At 56.6% G+C, this 22,004-nt stretch carries 23 protein-coding genes; 12 read left to right on the plus strand and 11 right to left on the minus strand.

Features of this window, described 5'->3' with window-relative positions:
* Window positions 1-238 precede the first annotated feature (238 nt).
* From osmY to clcB, 5 genes are all read left to right on the plus strand, one after another.
* Window positions 239-949 carry an osmoprotectant ABC transporter permease OsmY gene (gene osmY, locus WFO70_RS06370; protein WP_337015221.1) on the plus strand — a complete coding sequence of 237 codons (711 nt, stop codon included), beginning with the start codon at window positions 239-241 and terminating at the stop codon, window positions 947-949.
* Window positions 950-967: 18 nt separating this feature from the next.
* The gene (gene osmX / locus WFO70_RS06375; RefSeq protein WP_337015222.1) at window positions 968-1,867 is read left to right on the plus strand and encodes an osmoprotectant ABC transporter substrate-binding protein OsmX; all 900 of its coding nucleotides are present in this window, start codon (window positions 968-970) and stop codon (window positions 1,865-1,867) included.
* A 9-nt stretch (window positions 1,868-1,876) separates the two neighbouring features.
* Window positions 1,877-2,524, plus strand: coding sequence for an osmoprotectant ABC transporter permease OsmW (gene osmW / locus WFO70_RS06380; protein ID WP_142489310.1), 648 nt, complete (start codon window positions 1,877-1,879; stop codon window positions 2,522-2,524).
* Window positions 2,524-3,672, plus strand: a complete 1,149-nt coding sequence (osmV, locus tag WFO70_RS06385; protein WP_337015223.1) for an osmoprotectant ABC transporter ATP-binding protein OsmV — start codon at window positions 2,524-2,526, stop codon at window positions 3,670-3,672. The genes osmW and osmV overlap by 1 nt, the downstream gene beginning before the upstream one ends.
* A 92-nt stretch (window positions 3,673-3,764) precedes the next feature.
* Complete coding sequence (gene clcB / locus WFO70_RS06390; RefSeq protein WP_337015224.1) at window positions 3,765-5,075, plus strand: voltage-gated ClC-type chloride channel ClcB; 1,311 nt, start codon at window positions 3,765-3,767, stop codon at window positions 5,073-5,075.
* On the opposite strand, the gene bioD is transcribed toward clcB, so the two are convergent.
* The 3 genes from bioD to WFO70_RS06405 all read right to left on the minus strand — a co-directional run bounded on the left by bioD (window position 5,010) and on the right by WFO70_RS06405 (window position 8,078).
* On the minus strand, window positions 5,010-5,705 hold the full coding sequence (gene bioD, locus WFO70_RS06395; RefSeq protein WP_337015225.1) for a dethiobiotin synthase: 696 nt from the start codon (window positions 5,703-5,705) through the stop codon (window positions 5,010-5,012). The genes clcB and bioD overlap by 66 nt on opposite strands.
* A 125-nt stretch (window positions 5,706-5,830) precedes the next feature.
* Complete coding sequence (mlc, locus tag WFO70_RS06400; protein ID WP_337015226.1) at window positions 5,831-7,051, minus strand: sugar metabolism global transcriptional regulator Mlc; 1,221 nt, start codon at window positions 7,049-7,051, stop codon at window positions 5,831-5,833.
* Window positions 7,052-7,178: 127 nt separating this feature from the next.
* The gene (locus WFO70_RS06405; RefSeq protein WP_337015227.1) at window positions 7,179-8,078 is read right to left on the minus strand and encodes a LysR substrate-binding domain-containing protein; all 900 of its coding nucleotides are present in this window, start codon (window positions 8,076-8,078) and stop codon (window positions 7,179-7,181) included.
* A gap of 122 nt (window positions 8,079-8,200) precedes the next feature.
* Between WFO70_RS06405 and WFO70_RS06410 the strand changes: the two genes are divergently transcribed.
* From WFO70_RS06410 to WFO70_RS06420, 3 genes are all read left to right on the plus strand, one after another.
* On the plus strand, window positions 8,201-9,454 hold the full coding sequence (locus tag WFO70_RS06410) for an MFS transporter (RefSeq protein WP_337015228.1): 1,254 nt from the start codon (window positions 8,201-8,203) through the stop codon (window positions 9,452-9,454).
* Between the two features lie 242 nt (window positions 9,455-9,696).
* The gene (locus WFO70_RS06415; RefSeq protein ID WP_337015229.1) at window positions 9,697-10,026 is read left to right on the plus strand and encodes a DUF1493 family protein; all 330 of its coding nucleotides are present in this window, start codon (window positions 9,697-9,699) and stop codon (window positions 10,024-10,026) included.
* A gap of 494 nt (window positions 10,027-10,520) precedes the next feature.
* On the plus strand, window positions 10,521-11,057 hold the full coding sequence (locus WFO70_RS06420; protein WP_337015230.1) for a hypothetical protein: 537 nt from the start codon (window positions 10,521-10,523) through the stop codon (window positions 11,055-11,057).
* Window positions 11,058-11,455: 398 nt separating this feature from the next.
* Here the strand turns inward: WFO70_RS06420 and WFO70_RS06425 are convergent, their stop codons facing one another.
* Entirely contained in the window at window positions 11,456-12,028 is a 573-nt protein-coding gene (locus tag WFO70_RS06425; protein WP_337015231.1) for a tyrosine-type recombinase/integrase, read from the minus strand.
* A 26-nt stretch (window positions 12,029-12,054) separates the two neighbouring features.
* Window positions 12,055-12,693, minus strand: coding sequence for a hypothetical protein (locus WFO70_RS06430; RefSeq protein WP_337015232.1), 639 nt, complete (start codon window positions 12,691-12,693; stop codon window positions 12,055-12,057).
* 42 nt (window positions 12,694-12,735) lie between these two features.
* Here WFO70_RS06430 and WFO70_RS06435 point away from each other — a divergent pair, with 42 nt between their 5' ends.
* The 3 genes from WFO70_RS06435 (at window position 12,736) to WFO70_RS06445 (ending at window position 16,102) form a co-directional block, all read left to right on the plus strand.
* Window positions 12,736-14,223, plus strand: a complete 1,488-nt coding sequence (locus tag WFO70_RS06435) for a carboxypeptidase M32 (RefSeq protein WP_337015233.1) — start codon at window positions 12,736-12,738, stop codon at window positions 14,221-14,223.
* Window positions 14,224-14,605: 382 nt separating this feature from the next.
* A complete protein-coding gene (gene asr, locus WFO70_RS06440; protein ID WP_337015235.1) occupies window positions 14,606-14,998 on the plus strand; it encodes an acid resistance repetitive basic protein Asr in 393 nt (130 codons plus the stop codon).
* Between the two features lie 279 nt (window positions 14,999-15,277).
* A complete protein-coding gene (locus WFO70_RS06445) occupies window positions 15,278-16,102 on the plus strand; it encodes a trypsin-like serine peptidase (protein WP_337015236.1) in 825 nt (274 codons plus the stop codon).
* Window position 16,103: 1 nt separating this feature from the next.
* On the opposite strand, the gene WFO70_RS06450 is transcribed toward WFO70_RS06445, so the two are convergent.
* The 4 genes from WFO70_RS06450 to WFO70_RS22475 form a co-directional block, all read right to left on the minus strand.
* Complete coding sequence (locus WFO70_RS06450) at window positions 16,104-18,266, minus strand: bifunctional diguanylate cyclase/phosphodiesterase (RefSeq protein WP_337015238.1); 2,163 nt, start codon at window positions 18,264-18,266, stop codon at window positions 16,104-16,106.
* Window positions 18,267-18,352: 86 nt separating this feature from the next.
* Window positions 18,353-18,682: a multidrug/spermidine efflux SMR transporter subunit MdtI gene (gene mdtI / locus WFO70_RS06455; protein ID WP_337015240.1), complete on the minus strand. Its 330-nt coding sequence runs from the start codon at window positions 18,680-18,682 to the stop codon at window positions 18,353-18,355.
* A complete protein-coding gene (gene mdtJ, locus WFO70_RS06460) occupies window positions 18,669-19,031 on the minus strand; it encodes a multidrug/spermidine efflux SMR transporter subunit MdtJ (RefSeq protein WP_337015241.1) in 363 nt (120 codons plus the stop codon). Before mdtJ ends, mdtI begins: the two co-directional genes overlap by 14 nt.
* 114 nt (window positions 19,032-19,145) lie before the next feature.
* Window positions 19,146-19,313 (minus strand): protein YdgV, encoded by a 168-nt coding sequence (locus WFO70_RS22475; protein ID WP_442913356.1) that lies wholly within the window; start codon window positions 19,311-19,313, stop codon window positions 19,146-19,148.
* A 134-nt stretch (window positions 19,314-19,447) separates the two neighbouring features.
* Between WFO70_RS22475 and WFO70_RS06465 the strand changes: the two genes are divergently transcribed.
* Window positions 19,448-20,485 (plus strand): AI-2E family transporter, encoded by a 1,038-nt coding sequence (locus tag WFO70_RS06465; RefSeq protein ID WP_337015243.1) that lies wholly within the window; start codon window positions 19,448-19,450, stop codon window positions 20,483-20,485.
* Here the strand turns inward: WFO70_RS06465 and WFO70_RS06470 are convergent.
* Window positions 20,482-21,438, minus strand: a complete 957-nt coding sequence (locus tag WFO70_RS06470; RefSeq protein ID WP_337015244.1) for a zinc-dependent alcohol dehydrogenase family protein — start codon at window positions 21,436-21,438, stop codon at window positions 20,482-20,484. The two genes, WFO70_RS06465 and WFO70_RS06470, sit on opposite strands and share 4 nt — an antisense overlap.
* 2 nt (window positions 21,439-21,440) lie before the next feature.
* Window positions 21,441-22,004 (minus strand): DNA endonuclease SmrA, encoded by a 564-nt coding sequence (gene smrA, locus WFO70_RS06475; RefSeq protein WP_337015245.1) that lies wholly within the window; start codon window positions 22,002-22,004, stop codon window positions 21,441-21,443.

Raw genomic sequence — 22,004 nt, forward strand, 5'->3', positions numbered from 1 at the left:
CGGTGTCACTTAACGAAACTCTCTTTAGGAGTATTCTGCCTGCCCCCCGATCGCCCCTTATCCCATAAGGCTTAACCCATGATTTCCCCTGTTTTCATCGGGTTACTTATCTCACCGCTTCGCTGGAACCCTTCCCAAACGCTTGCTATAGCTCAATGACCCCTGCCGAATCATGGCATAACAACAGGCAACCGGTGGTTGCTATAACGAACGCATGCGCACAGGGAGATACATCGCAATGCATCCATTATTCAAACGCTCGCTGCTTTTTATCGGCGCGATTATTGTGGTCGTCGCCCTCCTCGTCTGGGGAATTGGGCTGGAGACGATCAAAGCGCGCCAGGTTGACCTGGTCTATCTCGGGCAACAGCATCTGATTTTAGTCTTCTCATCCATGTTCTTTGCCCTGCTGATCGGTATTCCCAGCGGTATTCTGCTGAGCCGTCCGGCGGCCCGGGGTATCGCCGAGTACGTGATGCAGATCTTTAACGTCGGCAACACTCTGCCCCCGCTGGCGGTGCTGGCCCTGGCGATGGTGGTGATTGGCATTGGCGATACCCCGGCCATTATCGCCCTGTTCCTCGCCTCGCTGCTGCCGATTGTACGTAACACCTACGCCGGGCTGTGCTCGGTGCCGGGCTCGCTGCTGGAAGCGGCGAACGGCATCGGGATGACCAAAGGGCAGCGTCTGTGGCAGGTGGAAATCCCTAACGCCTGGCCGGTCATGCTCTCCGGGATCCGCATCGCCACCGCCATTAACGTCGGTACCGCGCCGCTGGCTTTCCTCATCGGTGCCAGCAGCTACGGCGAGCTGATTTTCCCGGGTATTTACCTGAACGACTTCCCGACGCTGATCCTGGGTGCCGCGGCCACCGCCCTGTTCGCCCTGATTCTGGACACGCTGCTCGCGGCGCTGGGTCGTCTGATGAGCCCGCATCTCGCGCGATAATTATAACAAGGAGCTTCTATGAGACTGTTTACCGGCCTGACGGCGCTGTGCGCCGCCGCGCTCTTCTCCAGCCAGGCGCTCGCCGCGCCGCTGATCCTGGCGACCAAGAGCTTTACCGAGCAGCACATTCTTTCGGCCATGACCGTGCAGTACCTGCAAAAGAAAGGTTTTCAGGTCCAGCCGCAGACCAACATTGCGACGGTGATCTCCCGCAACGCGATGATCAACAAGCAGATCGACATGACCTGGGAGTATACCGGCACGTCGCTGATCATTTTTAACCACATCAACAAACGCATGTCGCCAGAAGAGTCGTACGAGACGGTGAAACGCCTGGATGCGAAGCACGGCCTGGTGTGGCTCAAACCCGCCGATATGAACAACACCTACGCATTCGCCATGCAGCGTAAGCGCGCGGAAGCGGAACATATCAACACCATGTCAGAGCTGGTGGCGAAAGTTGAGCAGGTGCGTAAAACCGATCCGGATAACAACTGGATGCTGGGCCTGGACCTGGAATTTTCCGGGCGCAGTGACGGCATGAAGCCGCTGCAGGCCGCCTATAACCTGGAGCTGGACCGTCCGCAGATCCGTCAGATGGACCCCGGTCTGGTCTATAACGCGGTGCGCGACGGCTTTGTCGATGCCGGGCTGATCTACACCACCGACGGGCGCGTGAAGGGCTTCGACCTGAAGGTGCTGGAAGATGACAAAGGCTTCTTCCCGAGCTATGCCGTCACCCCGGTGGTGCGTAAGGACACGCTGGAGGCCAACCCGGGTCTGGAGGAGGCGCTGAACACCCTCTCCGCCCAGCTCAACAACGACGTTATCACCGAGCTGAACAAGAAGGTGGATATCGATCATCAGTCACCGCAGCAGGTCGCCCGTGATTTCCTGCGTAGCAAGCAGCTGCTGTAAGGAGGCGCTATGGATACGGTTCACTACATTATTGATAACTGGGGCTACCTGTTAACCCTGACGCTGCAACATCTCTGGCTGGTGGCGCTGGCCGTGGGCCTGGCCATCATCATCGGTGTGCCGCTGGGCATTCTGATCGTGCGCCACAAATGGCTGGCAACGCCGGTGCTGGGGATTGCCACCATCGTGCTGACCATCCCGTCCATTGCGCTGTTCGGCCTGATGATCCCGCTCTTTTCCATGATCGGTCAGGGTATTGGTGCCCTGCCCGCCATTACCGCGGTGTTTCTCTACTCGCTGCTGCCGATTGTGCGTAACACCCACACCGCCCTCGACAGCCTGCCACCCGGCCTGCGCGAAGCCGGGCGCGGGATCGGCATGACCTTCTGGCAGCGTCTGCGCTGGGTTGAAATCCCAATGGCGCTGCCGGTGATTTTCGGTGGCATCCGTACCGCCGTGGTGATGAACATTGGGGTGATGGCGATTGCCGCCGTCATCGGCGCGGGCGGGCTGGGCCTGCTGCTGCTTAACGGCATTGGCGGGAGCGATATTCGTATGCTGATTGCCGGTGCACTGATGATTTGTCTTTTAGCGATTGTGCTCGACTGGTTACTGCACCGTCTGCAGATCGTTCTGACTCCAAAGGGGATTCGATAATGATAAAACTGGAAAACCTCACCAAACAATTTTCACAGAAAAATGGTCAGGCCATGAAGGCCGTGGACAACGTCAATCTCAACGTGCCTGAAGGGGAGATGTGCGTGCTGCTCGGCCCGTCCGGCTGCGGCAAGACCACCACCCTGAAGATGATTAACCGTCTGATTACCCCGAGCAGCGGCAAGATCCTCATCAATGGTCAGGACACCAGCGACATGGATACCGTCACCCTGCGCCGCAACATTGGCTACGTGATCCAGCAGATTGGTCTGTTCCCGAACATGACCATCGAAGAGAACATCACCGTTGTGCCGCGGATGCTGGGCTGGGACAAAGCCCGCTGTAAAACCCGCGCCGAAGAGCTGATGGATATGGTGGCGATGGATCCGCATAAATTCCTCAACCGCTATCCGCGCGAAATGTCCGGCGGCCAGCAGCAGCGTATCGGCGTGATCCGCGCCCTGGCGGCGGATCCGCCGGTACTGCTGATGGATGAGCCGTTCGGCGCGGTCGACCCGATTAACCGCGAGGTGATCCAGAACCAGTTCCTCGAGATGCAGCGCAAGCTGAAAAAGACCGTGATGCTGGTGAGTCACGATATCGACGAGGCTCTGAAGCTTGGCGACCGCATCGCCGTCTTCCGCCAGGGGAAAATTGTCCAGTGCGCCAGCCCGGACGAACTGCTGGCCAAACCGGCGAACGAGTTTGTCGGCTCGTTTGTCGGCCAGGACCGGACCCTGAAGCGCCTGCTGCTGGTATCGGCCGGGGATGTGACCGACCAACAGCCGACCATCACGGTGCGCCCGGCCACGCCGCTGCCGGAGGCCTTCGCCACGATGGACGATAACGATATTCGTGCCGTGACCGTGGTGGATGAAAATGGCAAACCGCTGGGCTTTGTAAAGCGCCGGGAAGCGCGCCATGCCAGCGGCACCTGCGCCGATCTGATCCACCCGTTCCGCATGACCGGCAAGGCAGAAGACAACCTGCGCGTGGTGCTTTCCCGTCTGTACGAGAGCAACACCAGCTGGATGCCGATTGTCGATGAGGACGGGCGCTATAACGGGGAGATTTCCCAGGACTATATTGCGGAGTATCTCAGCTCTGGCCGTACCCGCCGGGCGCTGAATATTCATAGCGAGAGCTAATACTGTAAGCCGGGCCCTGCCCGGCTCTTTACGTTGCTAACCCCACGATTTCCCCGCACAATATTGTATCTTTCCTGTTTGTGCGTATCTCCATGCATCGACTTCATGCTTACCCTGACATCCGCGCGATGTTTCGCAGGCTGCTGATTGCCACCGTGACCGGCGTACTGGCTGCGCTGGCCGTGGCACTGTTCCGTCACGCCATGACTCTGCTGGAGTGGCTGTTCCTGAGTAACGAAAGCGGCAGCCTGGTGAATGCCGCCAGTACGCTTGCGCCCTGGCGACGCGCGCTGACGCCCGTGCTGGGTGGGCTGGCGGCGGGGTTGCTGCTGTGGGGCTGGCAGCGGATGACCGCTCAGCGCCCGCATGCCCCCACCGACTATATGGAGGCGCTGGAGACGGACGACGGACAGTTTGACTACGGTGCAAGCCTGGTGAAATCCCTCGCATCGTTACTGGTGGTCGCCAGCGGAAGCGCCATTGGTCGTGAAGGGGCGATGATCCTGCTGGCCGCCCTCGCCGCCTCGTTTTTCGCCCGGCGGTTTACGCCAAAATCAGAATGGAAACTGTGGATCGCCTGCGGAGCCGCCGCCGGGATGGCCAGCGCCTACCACGCCCCGTTAGCCGGTAGCCTGTTTATTGCCGAGATCTTATTTGGCACCCTGATGCTGGCCTCGCTCGGCCCGGTGGTGATTGCCGCGGTGGTGGCGCTGCTCACCACCCGCCTGCTCAGTCCCGGGGCCACCACGCTGTATGAGGTGCATCTGAGCGAAGCGCTGACCGGGGTGGATTACGCCCTGATGGTCGGCATGGGCCTGCTGGCGGGCATCTGCGGCCCGGCGCTGATGTGGCTGATGGACGTCAGTCACACCCTGTTTCTGCGCCTTAAACTCTCGCCGCCGTGGCAGCTGGCGCTGGGCGGGCTGATCGTCGGACTGCTGTCGCTGCTGACGCCCAAAGTGTGGGGCAACGGCTACAGCGTGGTGCAGGCGTTTCTGATCGCGCCGCCGCTGCTGTCGGTGATTGCTGGGGTATTCATCTGTAAGCTGCTGGCCGTCCTCGCCAGCAGCGGCTCGGGGGCACCGGGCGGGGTATTCACGCCGACGCTGTTTGTCGGCATGGCGACCGGGATGCTGTTTGCCCAGCTCTTTATGCTGTGGTTGCCCGGCGCTGACACTGCGGTTTTACTGGGACTGGCGGGGATGGCGACGTTGCTTGCCGCCACGACGCACGCACCGATCATGTCGGCGCTGATGGTCTGTGAAATGACCGGGCAGTATCTGCTGCTGCCCGGCTTGCTGATTGCCTGCGTGGTGGCGTCGGTCCTGTCGCGGACGTTACGCCATAACTCGATCTACGGACAACACACTGCCGAGAGTCGAGAGGTCGATATAGTGCGCTAGGTCGCGCTGCTCTGCCCGGGGCAGATACGGCAGCTCGCCCACCAGCGGACCGGGCAGTTTTTTACTCAGCACGTCAATGATTTCGGCATAGTGGGCAAGGCCCGGGTTGATGCGGTTTGCCACCCAGCCAACCAGCGGCAGGCCGTCATTGGCGATGGCCTGCGCCGTCAGCAGGGCATGGTTAATACAGCCTTCCTGAATGCCCACCACCATCAGTACCGGGAGTTGCTCCTGCACCACCCACTCTGATAACGGGCGCAAATCATTCATCAGGCTGCGCCAGCCGCCGGTCCCTTCCACCACCACGTGATCGACCTGCTCGCTCAGGCTGGCGAGCCCGTCCGACAACAGGGTGTAATTGACCCGCCCGCTGTGCGCCACGCTGCTCTCATCTTCACTGAGGGCAATCGGGTTGACGGCGTGATAAGGCAGTTCAATCGAGGAGACGCCTTGTAATACCAGCGCATCTTTATTGCGCAATCCCTCTGGCGTCTCTTTACTCCCTTTTGCTACCGGTTTGTACCCTGCAACGCGCTTACCGCTGGCCATCAGGGCTTGCAGTAAGGCGCGGGACACCACCGTCTTCCCGACAGAAGTATCAGTACCCGTTACAAAGAAACGCTTAAGCATCACTCACTCCACCGTTATGCTCTGGAAATATAAATCAAGGAAATAATTCAGTGGAGGAAGTCTAAGGCATGCGCTATCCGCTCAGTTTGAGATAGCGCAATTTTTGGTAAGACTACAGGGATCTGTTAACCCTGTAGCAGACGGATCAGCAGGGAGCCGTTGTACATTGCGTCTTTCACCAGCGCCGCACCGGCCATCGTCCCCTGATTGGTAAACTGGGTGCTCTCCACCACGATATGTTTACTGTAGGCCGGAAGGGACTGCTGGCGGATGGAGTCGGCAATCGCCGGGAAGAGGACATCCGCTGCCTGGCTCAGGGGCGAGCCAATCAGGATCTTTTGCGGATTAAAGAGGTTAACCATGATGGCAAGGATCCGCCCGACGTTGGTGCCGACGCCGGTAATGATATCTTTTGCCAGCAGATCGCCCTGCTGGGCGGCCGCACAGAGCGACTCCAGCGTCAGGGGCTGCCCGTGGAGCGTGGAGCTCATCGACTGGCTGAGACGGAGTTGGGCCAACTCCAGCACGCTATCCACGCTGGCGATGGTCTCCAGACAGCCGTGGTTGCCGCAGTAACAACGCTTGCCGTAGGGATCGACCTGCGTGTGACCAATCTCCACCAGGCTGCTGCTCCCGGCGTGTAACAGGCGACCATCGGTGATCACCCCGGCCCCCACGTTGTGGTCAATCACCACCTGAATCACGTCCCGCGCCCCGCGTGACGCCCCAAACAGCGCCTCGGCCATGGTCCAGGCGCTGATGTCATGCTGAATATAGACCGGCACGCCGGTGTGGTTCTTCAGCACCTCGCCCAGCGGCATCTCTTTGACGTCGTCATAGAAGGGCATCCGGTGGACAATGCCGTTTTCGGTATCGATGATGCCGGGCATGGTGATGGCGATGGCGGTGAGACGCTCCAGCTTCTGCTGGTGGTGAATAAAGAATTGATCGATAAGCGCGGTGATCCGCACCTCAAGGGGCTGTTCGGCCTTCAGCGCCAGCGGGAGTTTATCCTCCACCACCAGCTTGCTGCTGAGGTCGCGCAGCGCCAGGTAGATCTCCCCCCGGCTGATGCGCAACGAGAGGTAGTGCCAGGCTTCGGTTTCCACCACCAGCCCCACCGCCGGACGGCCACGGCTGCCCGGCTCCTGAATTTCCGTCTCCTGCACCAGATGCGCTTCGAGCATTTCTCGCACAATCTTGGTGATACTGGCAGGTGCCAGTTGCGCAAGGCGGGAAAGATCGATGCGCGAGACCGGCCCAAGCTGATCAATCAGGCGATATACCGCACCCGCATTGGTCTGCTTAATCTGATCGATATGCCCAGGCTGACTATCAGCAACCACCACGTACTCCCTTATTTTCGAGCTTCGAAATAAACTGTGGGCTATGGTGAAGCACTTCTACAGTAATCGTCAAATTTTTACTTAGCCTTGTGATTTACAGCACATTTTTACCCGCTTTTTTTGCGGCTTAGCCGCCTGATGCAGCGTTAAGTAAAAGGTTTTTGAAACGTTGTGCCGCGGCGCTGAGCTCGTGGTGCTTCGACCATACCAGCCACATCTCGGAGATCGCGTCCGGTTCGGCTATCGCCACCCAGCGCATTTCGTTCAGCTGCAGGCGCTTGAACGACGCTGGCAGGATCGACACCCCCAGCCCCGCCGCCACCAGCCCGATAATGGTCATCGCCTCGCCCACCTCCTGGGTGATGATCGGCGTGACTCCGTAGCGGCGCAGCAGCCCCAGGATATCGTCATACAGGCCGGTGCCGACATGGGGGTCGAAAAAGACAAACGGCTCATGGGCCAGCTCCGCCAGCGAAACTGCAGGCTTAGCCGCCAGGGGGTGGTCCCGGTGGATCATCGCCAGCAGCGGCTCGCGCAGCACCCGCTGCCAGGCCAGGGTGTCCGGCAGTTGGGTATTCCGCATCAGACCAAGGTCGAGGGAGCCTTCGCTCAGGGGGACGATCTGCTCCCGGGTGTTGATCTCCCGGGTCTGAATATGCACATCCGGCGAGAGGCGGCGAAACGACGACAGGGTTTGCGAGATGGCGCGGATAAAGGGCGCGGAGGAGGTAAACCCAAGGCGCAGCTCCCCGGTTTCGCCATGGTGCAGGCGTTCTGCCCGGGCGGCCGCCTCGTCCACCTGGCTCAGGATCTGGCGACTGTCGGCCAGAAACTGGCGTCCTGCCGCCGTCAGCGCCACGCTACGGTTGGTGCGCGCCAGCAGACGCGCCCCAACCTGCTGCTCCAGAGCCTGAATCTGCTGGCTCAGCGGCGGTTGCGAGATATTCAGCCGCGCCGCCGCGCGTCCAAAATGCAGCTCCTCAGCGACGGCGACAAAGTAACGCAGATGACGAAGTTCGATATTCATACTTTCAACATATCATTTGAGATTATTAATATATTAGACAGAATATTTACATTTTCCTACTCTGATCCCTGTGGTCATACCCGTCACCAGAAATCACGGGGATGTTGAAGCAAGGAACTTACGTGAGTCGTACAACAACGGCTGATATCGCCCCGACAGATGATATCGATCGCTTACCGGCCAAATCCCGGCCGGTGCAGTTAATCAAACGCGGCACCCCGCAGTTTATGCGCGTCACTCTGGCGCTCTTCTCCGCCGGACTCGCGACCTTTGCCCTGCTCTACTGCGTGCAGCCCATCCTGCCGGTATTATCCCAGGAGTTTGGCGTTACGCCCGCCAGCAGCAGTATCTCGCTCTCGATTTCCACCGGAATGCTGGCGGTGGGCTTACTCTTTACCGGCCCGCTGTCGGACGCCATCGGGCGTAAGCCGGTGATGGTTACCGCCCTGCTGCTGGCCTCGGTCTGTACCTTACTGTCAACCATGATGACCAGCTGGCACGGCATACTGATTATGCGTGCGCTGATCGGCCTCTCTCTTAGCGGCGTGGCGGCGGTGGGCATGACCTATCTCAGCGAGGAGATCCACCCCAGCTTTGTCGCCTTCTCGATGGGGCTCTATATCAGCGGGAACTCTATTGGCGGGATGAGCGGACGGCTGCTGAGCGGGGTCTTTACCGACTTCTTCAGCTGGCGGATAGCGCTGGCGGCGATCGGCTGTTTTGCGCTGGCATCGGCGCTGATGTTCTGGAAAATCCTGCCGGAATCACGCCACTTTCGCCCTACCGCGCTGCGGCCCAAAACGCTGCTGATTAACTTCCGCCTGCACTGGCGCGATCGGGGCCTGCCCCTGCTGTTCCTGACCGGATTCCTGCTGATGGGCTCGTTTGTCACCCTCTTCAACTACATTGGCTACCGGCTGATGCTCGCCCCCTGGCACCTGAACCAGGCGCTGGTCGGCCTGCTGTCCGTGGCCTATCTGACCGGCACCTGGAGTTCACCGAAAGCCGGGGCCATGACCACCCGCTTCGGACGCGGCCCGGTGATGCTGGCCTCAACGGCCATTATGCTGGCCGGGGTATTGTTGACCCTGTTGGGCAACCTGTGGGTGATTTTTGCCGGGATGCTGCTCTTCTCCGCCGGTTTTTTCGCTGCCCACTCGGTCGCCAGCAGCTGGATCGGCCCGCGCGCGCGTCGCGCCAAAGGCCAGGCGTCGTCGCTGTATCTGTTCAGCTACTATCTGGGCTCCAGCATCGCCGGGACGCTCGGCGGGGTATTCTGGCACCAGTATGGCTGGAACGGCGTGGGGGCGTTTATTGCGTTGATGCTGTGCGGGGCGTTGCTGGTGGGCAGGAGTCTTCATTGCCGTTTGAAATGAGATCATGGTCTGGTGAGCACCCTTTCCCTGGCTTAAATTACGACTCCGTGCTGGTGCCTAACGAGTCAGGGGTTTATCGTTTTTAATCTTACCAAACTATTTATCAAGCATTATTAAACAATGGCTTAATGCACATTGTTCATTTACTCATTATGGCTTACAGGTTAGGCTTTAAATGGATTCTCCACATTAAACCCAAGGGAAAGAGAATATGGCAATTCCGTCTTATCCCGGGCGACAAGATGATGACCGATGAAGATGTGATTACCTGGTACTGCGAACGCTTCAATAAGCCTGCCCTGATAACCAGGAAGACATGGCCCGTCTCCCTTGAAACAAGCCTCTCCACGGGTAATTACGTCTGGGCAAGTGAGACAGGGGCAGACATCATGAGTGAATATTTTAAACGCTTTGAAGTGGACCCTTCTAACTTCGACTTTTACAAATATTGGCCTGAGGAGACATTTATCCTTTACGCCTTATTTACTAGCGGAAAGGATGATGAAGCAGAACCCCTGACACTTGGCATGCTAGTTGAGTCTGCAAAAGCAGGCCGATGGTTGTATGACTGAAAAGGGGCATTTTTGCCCCTTTTTTATATTCGTGCTCTGGTTGTAGTCAGGTCCGTCATTCTCCTTGTCTAAGAAGAGCTGGCTCTTATGCAATTAAGCGTGTCATAGATGGTGCAATTAATCGTAATCTTGCTGAGACATCTCACATTCTTGAAGACATTGGATTAAAAGACCAAATCTGGAGCAAGGTAGAAGATTTTGCTAATGAACATGGTGGTGAATTACCATCAAAAGAACAGCTTAAATCTATTGTTCACGATGAAATTGATTCCTTCTTTGAAAATGAAGCTCGTACTACTGGTCAGAAAATACAGGATTCTATTAAGGCAAGTGGTAATGTTGCCAAGAAATACAGTAATGCTGTAGCGGCCTACTTCAGTAGCAATCAGAGTCAAAATTAAAACATTCATCAGAGTAATATTAGCCTCCTATCTACTTGGAGGCTATATGATTTGTTTAAATAATGATTTTGTTGTTAATAAGGTGTTAGGACTATGAGCGAATTGTTCCTGTCTGTATTTGGTGTTGCTGCTGCAATAGCTTTCATCTTCTATCGTATGGGCTACACACAGGGTCACAGAGGTGCTCATTGTGGTAATGCCACACGTTCTATGGCTGAGCTTGAAAAAGCTGTTAACAGTGCTTCTATGGTGCTTAAATCAGAACGTGAAACTGCTGATTTCTATAGAACTAGATGTAAGAACTTTGATGAAATAAATGACTTGTTTAATGAGAATATGGAAATCATTGAGAAGAGCCTCAATAATATTAGAGGTGATGTAATTGAAGCTGATACTTTCAATAGAGAGTTATTGGAAAGTATGCATAAAGTTCAGCATTTCATTAAAAGTGTAGTTCTTATGAATGGTGAACAACTTGAACAGGCTGACTTTAGAATCTCCAGAGAAGAATACCAAAGACTCTCTGAAAGTTATCGTTCACACGATAAAGAAGAGATAGAAGGTGATATTCAATCTGCTGAAAGTAGAGGTAAACGTAACCGTGATAGTTTCATGAATGCTTTAGAATAGCATCAATGATGCCTAGAATCGATTTAAATAGTTTCCAATGACTTGCTTGGGTAGTATAGAGAAAACCCCGTAGAGAGCGTTCTGGGTGCCTTAAAATCGATTCTAGAGCATGTTTACTGGCTATTATGAATATATGTCCTCTGAATAGTGCTCGGAAGAATTATATCGGAACTGGTGTACATACCAAGCGTAAGGGTTTCTTATTAAATACTCCCAGAAACAATAAATAAATATATATTTACTATAATACTCTTACTGTATAGGGGAAGGTATACGTTAGTATGCCTCTCCCCGTATAAGTCCTCTCAATTACACAATTCAATTCTTCCAATTTATCGCTGAACTGTTCATGTTCAAGCAATCTAACAAACAATTTAGCAAATCTTTCTCTGTACATATTAAATAAGCTCCAATGCTTTTTTCATTTGTAATAATGGCTTTCTAGTGGCATATACCCTATCAGTGGTCACTGTATTGGCGTGGCCTAATATTGCATATCTCACACTATCTTGTACTTCCAAATCATGTAGACGGTTACTCAGCGACATACGGAAATCATGTGTTGAATGGTCATATCCTAATTGCTTAAATGCGTTAGCTACACGGCTTGCTGCTGCATTATTCTTATTCCAACCCAATACAGCCTTCCCTTCTGGAAGTGCTCTCAGAACGTCGTATAGCTCGTTTAAATGGCTATTAATAGGGATAGCTCGTACACTACTAGCACATTTAACTGTTTTACCATTCTCAGTGTTAATGGAAATACATCTAACACCATCAATCTCTCTGAAGTCTTCAGGACGTAATTGAATAGCCTCCCCTATCCTCATTCCTGTATTCCAGAGAATCATTAGCATCTCCTTCAATCTTCCTTGATAGTTCTGAACGTACAAGCTATTCAGTGCTTCTGTATAAATCTCTGGTTTAATCTCAGTCTTGGTGTTAACAGTTTCAATCTTATTAAACAACATACCCCTCACTGGATTTTTCGCTTCGCTTAGATAGTCACGTTATTAATGCAGAATCCAAACAATGCTTGTAGCTTAATCAATGCATCCTGACGGCTTCTAGGAGCTTCATAGCGTGTCATTGACCATTCTTTATAATCAGCTACCACTTGTTTATTAACGTCCTCTACGTGGCGTATATGCTGCTTATTAGCCCACTCCATAAACAATTCAATACCTTTACGGTTAAGCTTCTCAGTACGTGGTTTCCATTCTGTTCTCATGTCTCCCACCCATTCTTCCAGAACGTCAGAAAGCAGGTGCTTAGGTGAACAAATTTGTTCATCTATTTCTGATTCTCGAATCTGAGCATCAGACTCAATATTTTGACTTTGGGAAACAGTCCCCAAAAGTGGGGAGTGAGACATAGAAACAAGGAACGCTGTATCAACAATCTGATCACGATAAGCCTTTAATGTCCCCTGTATTGCATCCTTACTCAGAGCAAGATGTTTCAATTGAATGAAACGTACTGTCAATGCTGTAGCTCTTGTCAGGGCTATCCCTTTGTATTGTGTTCTCAGTCCTACCCACAATGTCTGTTTACCGTGTCTCTTTCTCCATACATACCCATCCCTTTTGGTGAAGGAAATGTGCAGGATTTGTGCTGCTTCTTTGTTACTATCCACTAATGCTCCTTAGAACATTCCCAACTAGACAGAGAATAAAGAATGGAAAAATCACCCGCCTATCAGTCACTTGTGACGACCTTCCAGCGTCTCTCCCGCTTCTCTCACCTCTCCGCCATCGCCAGCTGGGACATGCTCACCATGATGCCCGCTGGCGGCAGTGCCGCACGTGGCGAAGCGCTGGCGGAGCTGAGCGTCCTGCAACATCAGATCCTGACCGACGTAAAGGTGGCCGAGTGGCTACGGAATGCGGAAAGCGAAGATCTTAACGACGTCGAACAGGCCAACCTGCGGGAAATGACCCGCCACTATCAACAGGCCGCGCTGCTGCCGGAGTCGCTGGTGGAAGCCAAATCGCTGGCGGGCAGTAAATGCGAGCACGCCTGGCGCACCCAGCGTCCCGCGAATGACTGGCAGGGCTTTGCCGCCAACCTGAAAGAGGTCGTGAAGCTGAGCCGGGAAGAGGCCCGCCTGCGCGCCGAGGCCAAAGGCTGTACGCCATACGATGCGCTGCTCGATATCTTCGAGCCGGACATGACCAGCGCCCGGCTTGACGACCTGTTTGGCGATCTCAAATCCTGGCTGCCGGACCTGCTGAATCAGGTTGTCGAGAAGCAGGCGCAGCAGTCCTTCGTGCCGCCGCAGGGTCCGTTCCCGACGGCGATCCAGCGCGAGCTGGGGCTTGAGGCGATGAAGACCTTCGGGTTTGACTTTAACGCCGGTCGGCTGGACGTCAGCGCCCACCCGTTCTGTGGCGGCGTGCCGGAGGACGTGCGCATTACCACCCGTTACGATGAAGACGAGTTGCTCAGCGCCCTGTTCGGCGTGATCCACGAAACCGGCCACGCCCGCTACGAGCAGAACCTGCCGCGCAACTGGCTCGGCCAGCCCATGGCCCTGGCGCGATCCACCGCCATTCACGAATCCCAGAGTCTGTTCTTTGAGATGCAGCTCGGGCGCAGCCAGGCGTTCCTCAACCATCTGCTCCCGGCGGTGCAGGAGCGCTTCGGTAGCCAGGCGGCCTTCACCCCGGAGAACTTTGTCGCCTGGAACCAGCGCGTCAAGCCCGGCTACATCCGCGTGGATGCCGACGAAGTGAGCTATCCGGCGCACGTGGTGCTGCGCTACGAAATCGAGCGGGCGCTGATTAACGGCGAGATCGAGGTGGATGACATCCCGGCGCTGTGGGATGAAAAAATGCAGGCGTGGCTGGGCCTGTCGACCAAAGATAACTACCGCAACGGCTGTATGCAGGATATCCACTGGACGGACGGCGGCTTTGGTTACTTCCCGTCGTACACCCTGGGGGCGATGTATGCCGCTCAGCTATTCGCTGCGGCCAAAAAAGCCCTGCCGGGGCTGGACGATGCCATTGCCGTCGGGGATTTCAGCGCCCTGTTCGACTGGCTGCGCCAGAACATCTGGCAGCACGGCAGCCGCTTCACCACCGCCCAGCTGATCGAGCAGGCGACCGGGGAAGATCTCAACAGCCGCTACTTCCGCGACCATCTCACCTCCCGTTATCTGTAATACCTTACGCCGGAGCCTGATCCGGCGTTCTCTTTTCCCTTTATGCATTAAGAAGATGATTTTGCTCATATCTTCGTGTCGTAACGCGTCAGTCCGCGCTGGCAGACAGGCTGGGCATCAAGGTTACGCCGGTTATGGTGGTGGTCGAGCCCGAAACACGCTCGATTGTAGGCAGTCAGCCACCTGAAGCCATCCTCATAGCGCTGAAGAAATAACGATAACGCGTACGAGCGGGCTTGTTCGTGCGCGTTACGCTCGCCTTTGTACATTGCGTTACACGTCGTCACCAATCACTCACGGAAGCCCCGCAATTTCAGGGATATAGTTCTTTCAACGGCCCCGCAGTGGGGTTAAATGAAAAACCAAATTCGAGGGTAGGATGATGAATAAAGTATTAGCTCTGGTTGTTGCCGCTGCAATGGGTCTCTCTTCTGCTGCATTCGCTGCTGACACCGCGACCACCACCGCTGCACCAGCTGCAACTGCGACCACCACCACCGCAGCACCGGCTGCGAAAACCGTGCACCACAAAAAACACAAAAAAGCGGCCGTACAGAAAGCGCAGGCTGCTAAAAAACACCACAAAAAAGCGGTGAAGAAAGAAGAAGCTGCCCCGGTTGAGCAGAAAGCTCAGGCAGCCAAAAAGGTTCACAAGAAAGAAGTGAAAAAAGCTGAAGCCGCTCCGGTTGCCCAGAAAGCCCAGGCTGCTAAAAAACACCATAAAAAACCAGTGAAACACGACGCTGCAGCCCCGGCAGCGAAACCGGCTGCCTGAGCCGCCTTACCTTAACGTGCCCTGATGGGCACGTTGGTCCCCGGCGCTGAACCGGCATGGTTGCAGCGCCGTTTTTTTATCCGGAGGGCGTTATGTTTCAGCGCTATCGGTTTGAGTTCATTCTCATCACGCTTATTTTGTGCGCACTTGTCGCCAGTGTGTTTTATATTTCCTGAGTGTAGCACGCTGATTTTACTCCCACTTTCGCGCTGTCCCGTCTATAGTTAATAACCAGGGTTCATATTTAATAATCATAATTATCCCCCTTCAGAGTGTGATATGCGTAAATCTGTTGTGGCTGTACTGGGAACGTTTTTTCTCTTTTCTGGGCTGAGTCATGCGGACGATGGCAGCGCCGACGCTGCGACCGTCAAAAAAGAGGTACAAACGCTGTTTTTTGGTCATGACGACCGTACGCGTGTTACCGATCCTGCCCGCTCACCGTGGGATGCCATTGGCCAGCTGGAAACCGCCAGCGGGAATCTGTGTACTGCGACCCTCATCACCCCTCAGCTGGCCCTGACCGCCGGCCACTGCCTGCTGGTACCGCCGAACGGGAAACCGGATACCGCCGTTGCCCTGCGCTTTGTGTCGCAGAAAGGCAGCTGGCGCTATGAGATCCACGGCATTGAGGGGCGCGTCCCGGCGTCGCTGGGCCGACGGCTGAAAGCCGACGGCGATGGCTGGATCGTGCCGCCGTCTGCCGCCTCGTGGGATTTTGGTCTGGTGGTGCTGCGTAATCCGCCGTCGGGGATCACCCCGCTGCCGCTGTTTACCGGCGATAAAGATGCCCTGACCGCCGCCCTGAAAGAGGCCGACCGTAAGGTGAATCAGGCGGGCTACCCGGAAGATCACCTTGACGTGCTCTATACCCATCAGGACTGCATTGTCACCGGGTGGGCGCAAACCGGCGTCCTGTCGCATCAATGCGATACGCTGCCCGGCGACAGCGGCTCGCCGCTGATGCTGAAAACGGCCGAAGGCTGGCAGGTTATCGGCGTGCAAAGCTCCGCTCCGGCGGCGAAAGATCGCTGGCGGGCTGATAACCGCGCCCTGTCGATCACCGGCTTCCGTGACAAACTGGAAGAGCTGGCTCAGCAGTGATTTAACACTGGCGCTGCTGACGTAGCGCCATAATCGCCTCGATCGGCATCGGCTGGCTGTACCAGAAGCCCTGCAATTGATCGCAGCCCGCCAGCCGCAGCAGCTTCATCTGCTTTTCGTTCTCTACCCCTTCGGCCACCACGGTCATCCCAAGGGCGCTGGCGATGCGCACCGTGCCGCTGACCAGAGCCGATGCCTGGGCATCATGATCCACCAGCCCGGCCAGGGACTTGTCGATCTTGATAGTGTCGAAGTTAAAGCGCCTGAGATAGCCGATGCTTGAGTAGCCGGTCCCAAAATCGTCCAGCGCCACCGCGATCCCCTGCGCTCTGAGGTTATTGATGGCCGAGCGCGCCCGCTCCGGATTTTCCAGCACGTAGGTTTCCGTCACCTCCAGCTGCAGGCGCGTGGCCGGGAAGCGGCTGACCTCGAGGGCGCCCTCCACTTTGGCCTCAAACTCCGGGTCGCGGAACTGTGCGGGCGAGATATTCACCGACAGCTTGAGATCCGCGTAGGGCTCCAGATCCTGACAGGCCCGGCGCAGAACAAACTGCCCCAGGCCATAAATCAATCCGCTGGTCTCCGCGACGGTGATAAACAGATCCGGCGGTAGCGGCCCCTCCGGGCGGCGCGGCCAGCGCACCAGCGCCTCCACGCCGACCATCTTCTGGCTGCGCGCATCGATGATCGGCTGATACCAGACATCAAACTCGTCGCGCTCAAGGCCGCTGCGGATCTGGCTCTCAATCGCCATCTTGCGCTCACGCTCGCTGTTCAGCTCCGTGTCGTAGTGCGTCACCCGCCCCTTGCCGGTGATTTTCGAGTGGTACATGGCGATATCGGCGCGACGGAACAGCTCCGAGCTGGGGCACTCCACCAGGGTGCCGCTGGCGATCCCAATGCTGGCACCAATATGGATGGTGCGCTCCCCGACGCGGATTGCATTGTGGAGATAATCGAGCACAAAGCCCGCAAAGGCCGAGGCCAGCGCTTCGCCGTTCTCTCCGCCGATGGTCATGGCAAATTCATCCCCACCCATGCGGGCCAGCATGCCATCTTTGGGCACGTTGTCGCGTAACGCGCCAGCGATGATGACGATCAGCTCATCCCCCACCTCGTGGCCGTAGATGTCGTTAACGTCTTTAAAGCCGTCGAGGTCGATAAACACCACGCTTTTGCGATCGGTATCGCCGCGCAGGCTCACCCGCTCCAGCTCTTCAATCAGCGCCCGCCGGTTCGGTAAATGGCTCAGCCAGTCGGTACGCGCGACCTTGCGTGCCAGGTTTTCACCGCGCGCCAGTTTGTACAGCCCCACGCAGCTGAAGAGGATGAACAGCAAAATCAGCGCCGCGGTGAACAGCACGATCTGGGTGATATCCAGCGAGGCGGCTTTCGCCGCGGCGACGCCCGGCAGGCGCGGCGACCACGACAGATAGCCCAGCACCTCCCCCGAAGCGCTTTTCAGCGGCACGCTAACGTCGCCGATCTTCTCCGGCGTAAAGGTCAAATCGTCGATCTGAAAGGTATTTCCCAGATCGCGTAAAATTTGTGGATTGATATGGCGGGTGATGACCAGAAAGCGCCGGGCGCTGTCCCCCGGCGGCAGGTTGCCAATCGTCGGGCGGATCAGACCAACGCCCACGAAGGCAATCCCCGCGCGGGTGCGGGTGATCCCGGCGTAGATGTTTTTTTCCGACCTGAGAGCGCTGCCGTGCAGCTGGATCAGCGACGTTAAGCCCTCGCCAAAGAAGTCGAGGCTTTTTTCTGCAAAAGGCTGGCTTTTGAATGACCCCCACAGCACCTGAAAACGTTCGTCGAGCACAAAGGTGCCGTCATAGAGATTATTGACCTTATAGCCCGCCCCCCAGGTGTTGTAGAGCCAGTCCACGTCCAGCGCCGGACGATAGGCTTCGCGCACCGCGTCATCCCAGACGGCATTGTCGATGACCAGCGACCAGACCCGGTTTATGGAGGTCTGAACGGCACCCTGCACCGAGAGGGCCGTGCGCTGCTCGTCGATTTCATTGGCTTTACTGCTGATGAGGTTCAGGGAGAGGTACAGCAGGGTGACAACAGAGAAAATTAAGCCGATCCCTGCCATAAAAATCATGACAAACAGGGTCTTAGCAGAAGGGATTTTACGCCAGCTTAAAGGGGTATGCATTCATTCCTCATCTTTTTTAATACCTTCAGTCTAAGCGTAATACAGGAGATGAATTTCGCTGCCTGGAATGGCAGGCAGCGACGTTATCAGGCCAGTTTTATCATAATCATCCCGGCGAGGAGCAGCAGCAGGCCGATCCAGCCCTTGCGGTTCAGCCGCTGACCGAACAGGATCCAGCCCGCCGCCAGCGTTGCCGCAATCCCGAATCCGCCCCACAGAGCATAGGCCACCGACAGCTCAATGCCTTTTACCGCCTGCGACAGGGCGCTGAACGCGCCGAGTACCGCGGCAATCGACAGCAGACCATAGGTTTTGCGGCGAAAACCGTCAGAAAACTTCAGCAGCACGTTGGCCGCAATCTCAAGGACGATCGCCAGCGTCAGCCAGGCACCATGAACCCACTCAAACTGTTGCATGGGTCACCTCCTTGCGCGGCTTCGCCGGTTTGCGGGTACCGGATTTGATAAATATTATTCCCGCAACCAGCGTGGTCAGTCCGGCCATTTTCATCAATGACAGGGACTCATCAAACAGTAACACGCTAAAAAGAGTGATTAAGAAAATACCTATCCCTTCCCATAATGCATAGGCTACGCCCAGCGCGATTTTTTTAACCGCAAATGACAAGAAAATATAGGACAGGGCAATCATCGACAGCATTAAAATATAGCCGGTGTGGCCGCCGCTGACGCTGGCCCATTTCATTGAGAGGGTACCGGTTATTTCAGCAACGATAGCCAGGGCTAAGAGGATCCAGTAAAACATGTTTTTCTCCTGCTTGAGAATATAATCCTTCGCGGCTCGCCAGGGTTGGCAGCCGGGTAAAAACGAATGAAAAATCAGCCGGGCGCAAGGCGCCAGCTCAGGCAGAGAGAGGGTCTACAGCGCGTTGCGCCAGTGCTGCTCGCCAGACGGCAGGCAAAAAGAGGAGAGTGAAACAGAGAGGTTTGAAAAATAGGTCCTGAACAGATTGTCCATAAAATTACAATTATCTGCGGTGTTGCTTCTCGTCAGTGCAGATGAACATTGTCTCCGGTAGTTAAACACAGCTGATTTTTACCATACGCCAGGATTTTACTCAAAGCCTTTTCATTTCTTTACCCTTCCCGTTTGCGTTTGGTTAATTTATTCAACGCGCAGCGCCGTTAGAATATATAAAACGGACGATATCAGGAGCCAGCGTGGCCAAACCCATTATTACCCTTAACGGATTAAAAATAGTCATCATGCTCGGCATGCTGGTGATTGTGCTGACGGGGATCCGCATTGCGGCGGATATTATTGTGCCCTTTATTCTGGCGCTGTTTATCGCCGTGGTGCTGCACCCGCTGGTGCGCTGGCTGGTGCGCCTGCGTCTTCCCCGGGTGCTGGCGATCGTCCTGCCGATCCTGCTTATCGTGGTCTTTATGGCGCTGCTGGTGGCTTATCTGGGTACCTCGCTGAATGAGCTGGCGCGCACCCTGCCGCACTACCGCTCCTCGCTGGCCGTGCCGCTGCTGCATCTTGAACCCTGGCTGCAGCGGGCCGGGATTGAAGTGTCGATGGAGGAGCTGCTGAAGTACATCGACCCCAATGCCGCCATGACGCTGGTGACCGCCCTGCTGGCCCAGCTCTCCAGCGCCATGACCGCCATCTTTTTACTGCTGCTGACGGTGGTGTTTATGCTGCTGGAAGTGCCGCAGCTGCCGGCCAAGATCCGGCCCCTGATGTCCCGCCCGGAGGAAGGCATGGCCGCCATTCAGCGTGCCCTCGACAGCGTCTCGCACTATCTGGTGCTGAAGACCGCCATCAGCCTGGTGACCGGGCTGGTGGTCTGGGGAATGCTGGCGGCGCTGGAGGTACGGTTCGCCTTCGTCTGGGCGCTGCTGGCCTTTGCCCTGAACTATATCCCCAACATCGGCTCGGTGCTGGCGGCTATTCCGCCGATTGCCCAGGTGCTGGTGTTCAGCGGCTTTTACCCGGCGCTGGTGCTGCTGGCCGGATATCTGGTCATCAACCTGATCTTCGGCAACATCCTCGAACCCCGGTTAATGGGGCGCGGGCTGGGCCTCTCTACGCTGGTGGTCTTCCTGTCGCTGATCTTCTGGGGCTGGCTGCTCGGGCCGGTGGGGATGCTGCTGTCGGTGCCCCTGACCATTATCGTCAAGATTGCCCTCGAGCAGACCGCGGGCGGCAAAAGCATTGCCCTGTTGCTGAGCGATATGAGCCGGGCGAGCTAAGGATTGTCCCGGGTTAAGTCCAGTAGCGGCTTATGGGTTCGCCCCGCCTGGCGGTAGTCGGCCAGGGCCGACAGCCAGGCGCTAAAGGGTAACTGCCGGGCGCTGCTGTACTGGCTCTCCATCAGCAAAGGCCAGATGTCGTGAAACGCCGCATGCCACGCCTGTGGGGTAAGCGAATCGAAATGGTTACGAATATGGAACCAGTGCATCGGCGGAAAGTGACGTTGTAACGCGAAAGGTTGACCGGAAAGCAGCCCGTAGCAGATAAAGCGGGCGCTGCTGCGCATTGCGCTGAGGATAGCCTGCGCCAGTTCTCCCCCGGTGGCGTCGTAGACGATATCGCTCGCCGCAGCGGCCGCGCGCACGCTATCGCTGTCCTGCTGCGCAACCGGGACGATCCCCATCCCCCGCAGCCTGTCGGCATGGATGGCCGAGCGGTGAATGCCCACCACCTCCGTTGCCCCCCGCCGCAGCGCCCACTGCCCGAGCAGAATGGCGCAGTCCGATCCGGCGGCGGTAAGAAGCACCCGTTTTCCCTGCACAGGCCAGAGGTTGAGCATCAGCCAGGCCGCCAGCGGATTGATAAATGCCCGCGCCGCCAGGGTAGTCTCAATGGCATCCGGAACCGGGATCGCCATCGCCGCCGGGCAATCAACGTATTGCTGCCAGGTTCCTTCCCCGCGCAGGGGCAAAACCCGCCTATCCAGCAGATGGGCGGCGTCTTTCGGGGCGGCAATCACCCGCCCCACGCCCTCATACCCGGCGATGGCAGGCAAGGTGATGCGGTGGCGATAGGCACCGGTAATGGGGATCAGATCCGAGGCGTTGACCGGGGAAAGCAGCATCTGCACCCGCAGCATTCCCGGCTGCAGGGCTGCTTTTACGGCGGTTTCCCGGTGCAGAACAGACTCGGGTTCACCAAACTGGCGGTAGCATAAGGCGGTGTTGTCCATGTTCAACGGCTGCGTTTGGCCAACCGCTCGCGGGTTTCGAGCTTCGCCTCGCTGGACTTGCGCAGCGCCACATAACAGGCCCCGCTGCCGCCGTGGTGCGGTTGGGCCGCGCAAAACGCCTGCACCGCCTCGAATTCTGTCAGCCAGCGCGCCAGATAGCTGCGCACAATGTTGGCGTGAGACTTATCGTCGCGCCCCTTACCATGGATGATGATCAGGTTACGCAAGCCGTCGCGTTCCGCCTGATTGATGAAACTGAACAGCTGCTGGCGACACTGCTCCACGGGCTGGCGCAACAAGGTCAGGCTCGCCTGGCGGGGATATTTACCCGAGCGCAGCTTGTCGAACACCCCCTGCTGCACCCCGTCCCGCTGAAACGCCAGCGGCTCTGCCAGGGGAATGACATCCAGAAAACCGGTGGTAAGAAAGTTATCGAGCTGGCTGGTGTCCACAGACTGGCGGGTACGCGGGGTTGAGGCGGGCTGCCAGTGGACGTCGCTACAGCGCCTGAGAGGCTGGACATCCTCCATCGCGTCGAGAAAAAGCGATTTATCTTCGGGGTTCAT

This window comes from Leclercia sp. AS011, from assembly GCF_037152535.1.
Classification (GTDB): Bacteria; Pseudomonadota; Gammaproteobacteria; order Enterobacterales; family Enterobacteriaceae; genus Enterobacter.

Excerpts from the sequence above, each read along its gene's own strand:
- osmY (WP_337015221.1), top strand. The coding sequence starts at position 239 with ATGCATCCATTATTCAAACGCTCGCTGCTTTTTATCGGCGCGATTATT.
- osmX (WP_337015222.1), top strand. The coding sequence starts at position 968 with ATGAGACTGTTTACCGGCCTGACGGCGCTGTGCGCCGCCGCGCTCTTC.
- osmW (WP_142489310.1), top strand. The coding sequence starts at position 1,877 with ATGGATACGGTTCACTACATTATTGATAACTGGGGCTACCTGTTAACC.
- osmV (WP_337015223.1), top strand. The coding sequence starts at position 2,524 with ATGATAAAACTGGAAAACCTCACCAAACAATTTTCACAGAAAAATGGT.
- clcB (WP_337015224.1), top strand. The coding sequence starts at position 3,765 with ATGCATCGACTTCATGCTTACCCTGACATCCGCGCGATGTTTCGCAGG.
- bioD (WP_337015225.1), bottom strand. The coding sequence starts at position 5,705 with ATGCTTAAGCGTTTCTTTGTAACGGGTACTGATACTTCTGTCGGGAAG.
- WFO70_RS06405 (WP_337015227.1), bottom strand. The coding sequence starts at position 8,078 with ATGAATATCGAACTTCGTCATCTGCGTTACTTTGTCGCCGTCGCTGAG.
- WFO70_RS06415 (WP_337015229.1), top strand. The coding sequence starts at position 9,697 with ATGATGACCGATGAAGATGTGATTACCTGGTACTGCGAACGCTTCAAT.
- WFO70_RS06420 (WP_337015230.1), top strand. The coding sequence starts at position 10,521 with ATGAGCGAATTGTTCCTGTCTGTATTTGGTGTTGCTGCTGCAATAGCT.
- WFO70_RS06425 (WP_337015231.1), bottom strand. The coding sequence starts at position 12,028 with ATGTTGTTTAATAAGATTGAAACTGTTAACACCAAGACTGAGATTAAA.
- WFO70_RS06435 (WP_337015233.1), top strand. The coding sequence starts at position 12,736 with ATGGAAAAATCACCCGCCTATCAGTCACTTGTGACGACCTTCCAGCGT.
- asr (WP_337015235.1), top strand. The coding sequence starts at position 14,606 with ATGAATAAAGTATTAGCTCTGGTTGTTGCCGCTGCAATGGGTCTCTCT.
- WFO70_RS06445 (WP_337015236.1), top strand. The coding sequence starts at position 15,278 with ATGCGTAAATCTGTTGTGGCTGTACTGGGAACGTTTTTTCTCTTTTCT.
- WFO70_RS06450 (WP_337015238.1), bottom strand. The coding sequence starts at position 18,266 with ATGCATACCCCTTTAAGCTGGCGTAAAATCCCTTCTGCTAAGACCCTG.
- mdtI (WP_337015240.1), bottom strand. The coding sequence starts at position 18,682 with ATGCAACAGTTTGAGTGGGTTCATGGTGCCTGGCTGACGCTGGCGATC.
- mdtJ (WP_337015241.1), bottom strand. The coding sequence starts at position 19,031 with ATGTTTTACTGGATCCTCTTAGCCCTGGCTATCGTTGCTGAAATAACC.
- WFO70_RS06470 (WP_337015244.1), bottom strand. The coding sequence starts at position 21,438 with ATGGACAACACCGCCTTATGCTACCGCCAGTTTGGTGAACCCGAGTCT.
- smrA (WP_337015245.1), bottom strand. The coding sequence starts at position 22,004 with ATGAACCCCGAAGATAAATCGCTTTTTCTCGACGCGATGGAGGATGTC.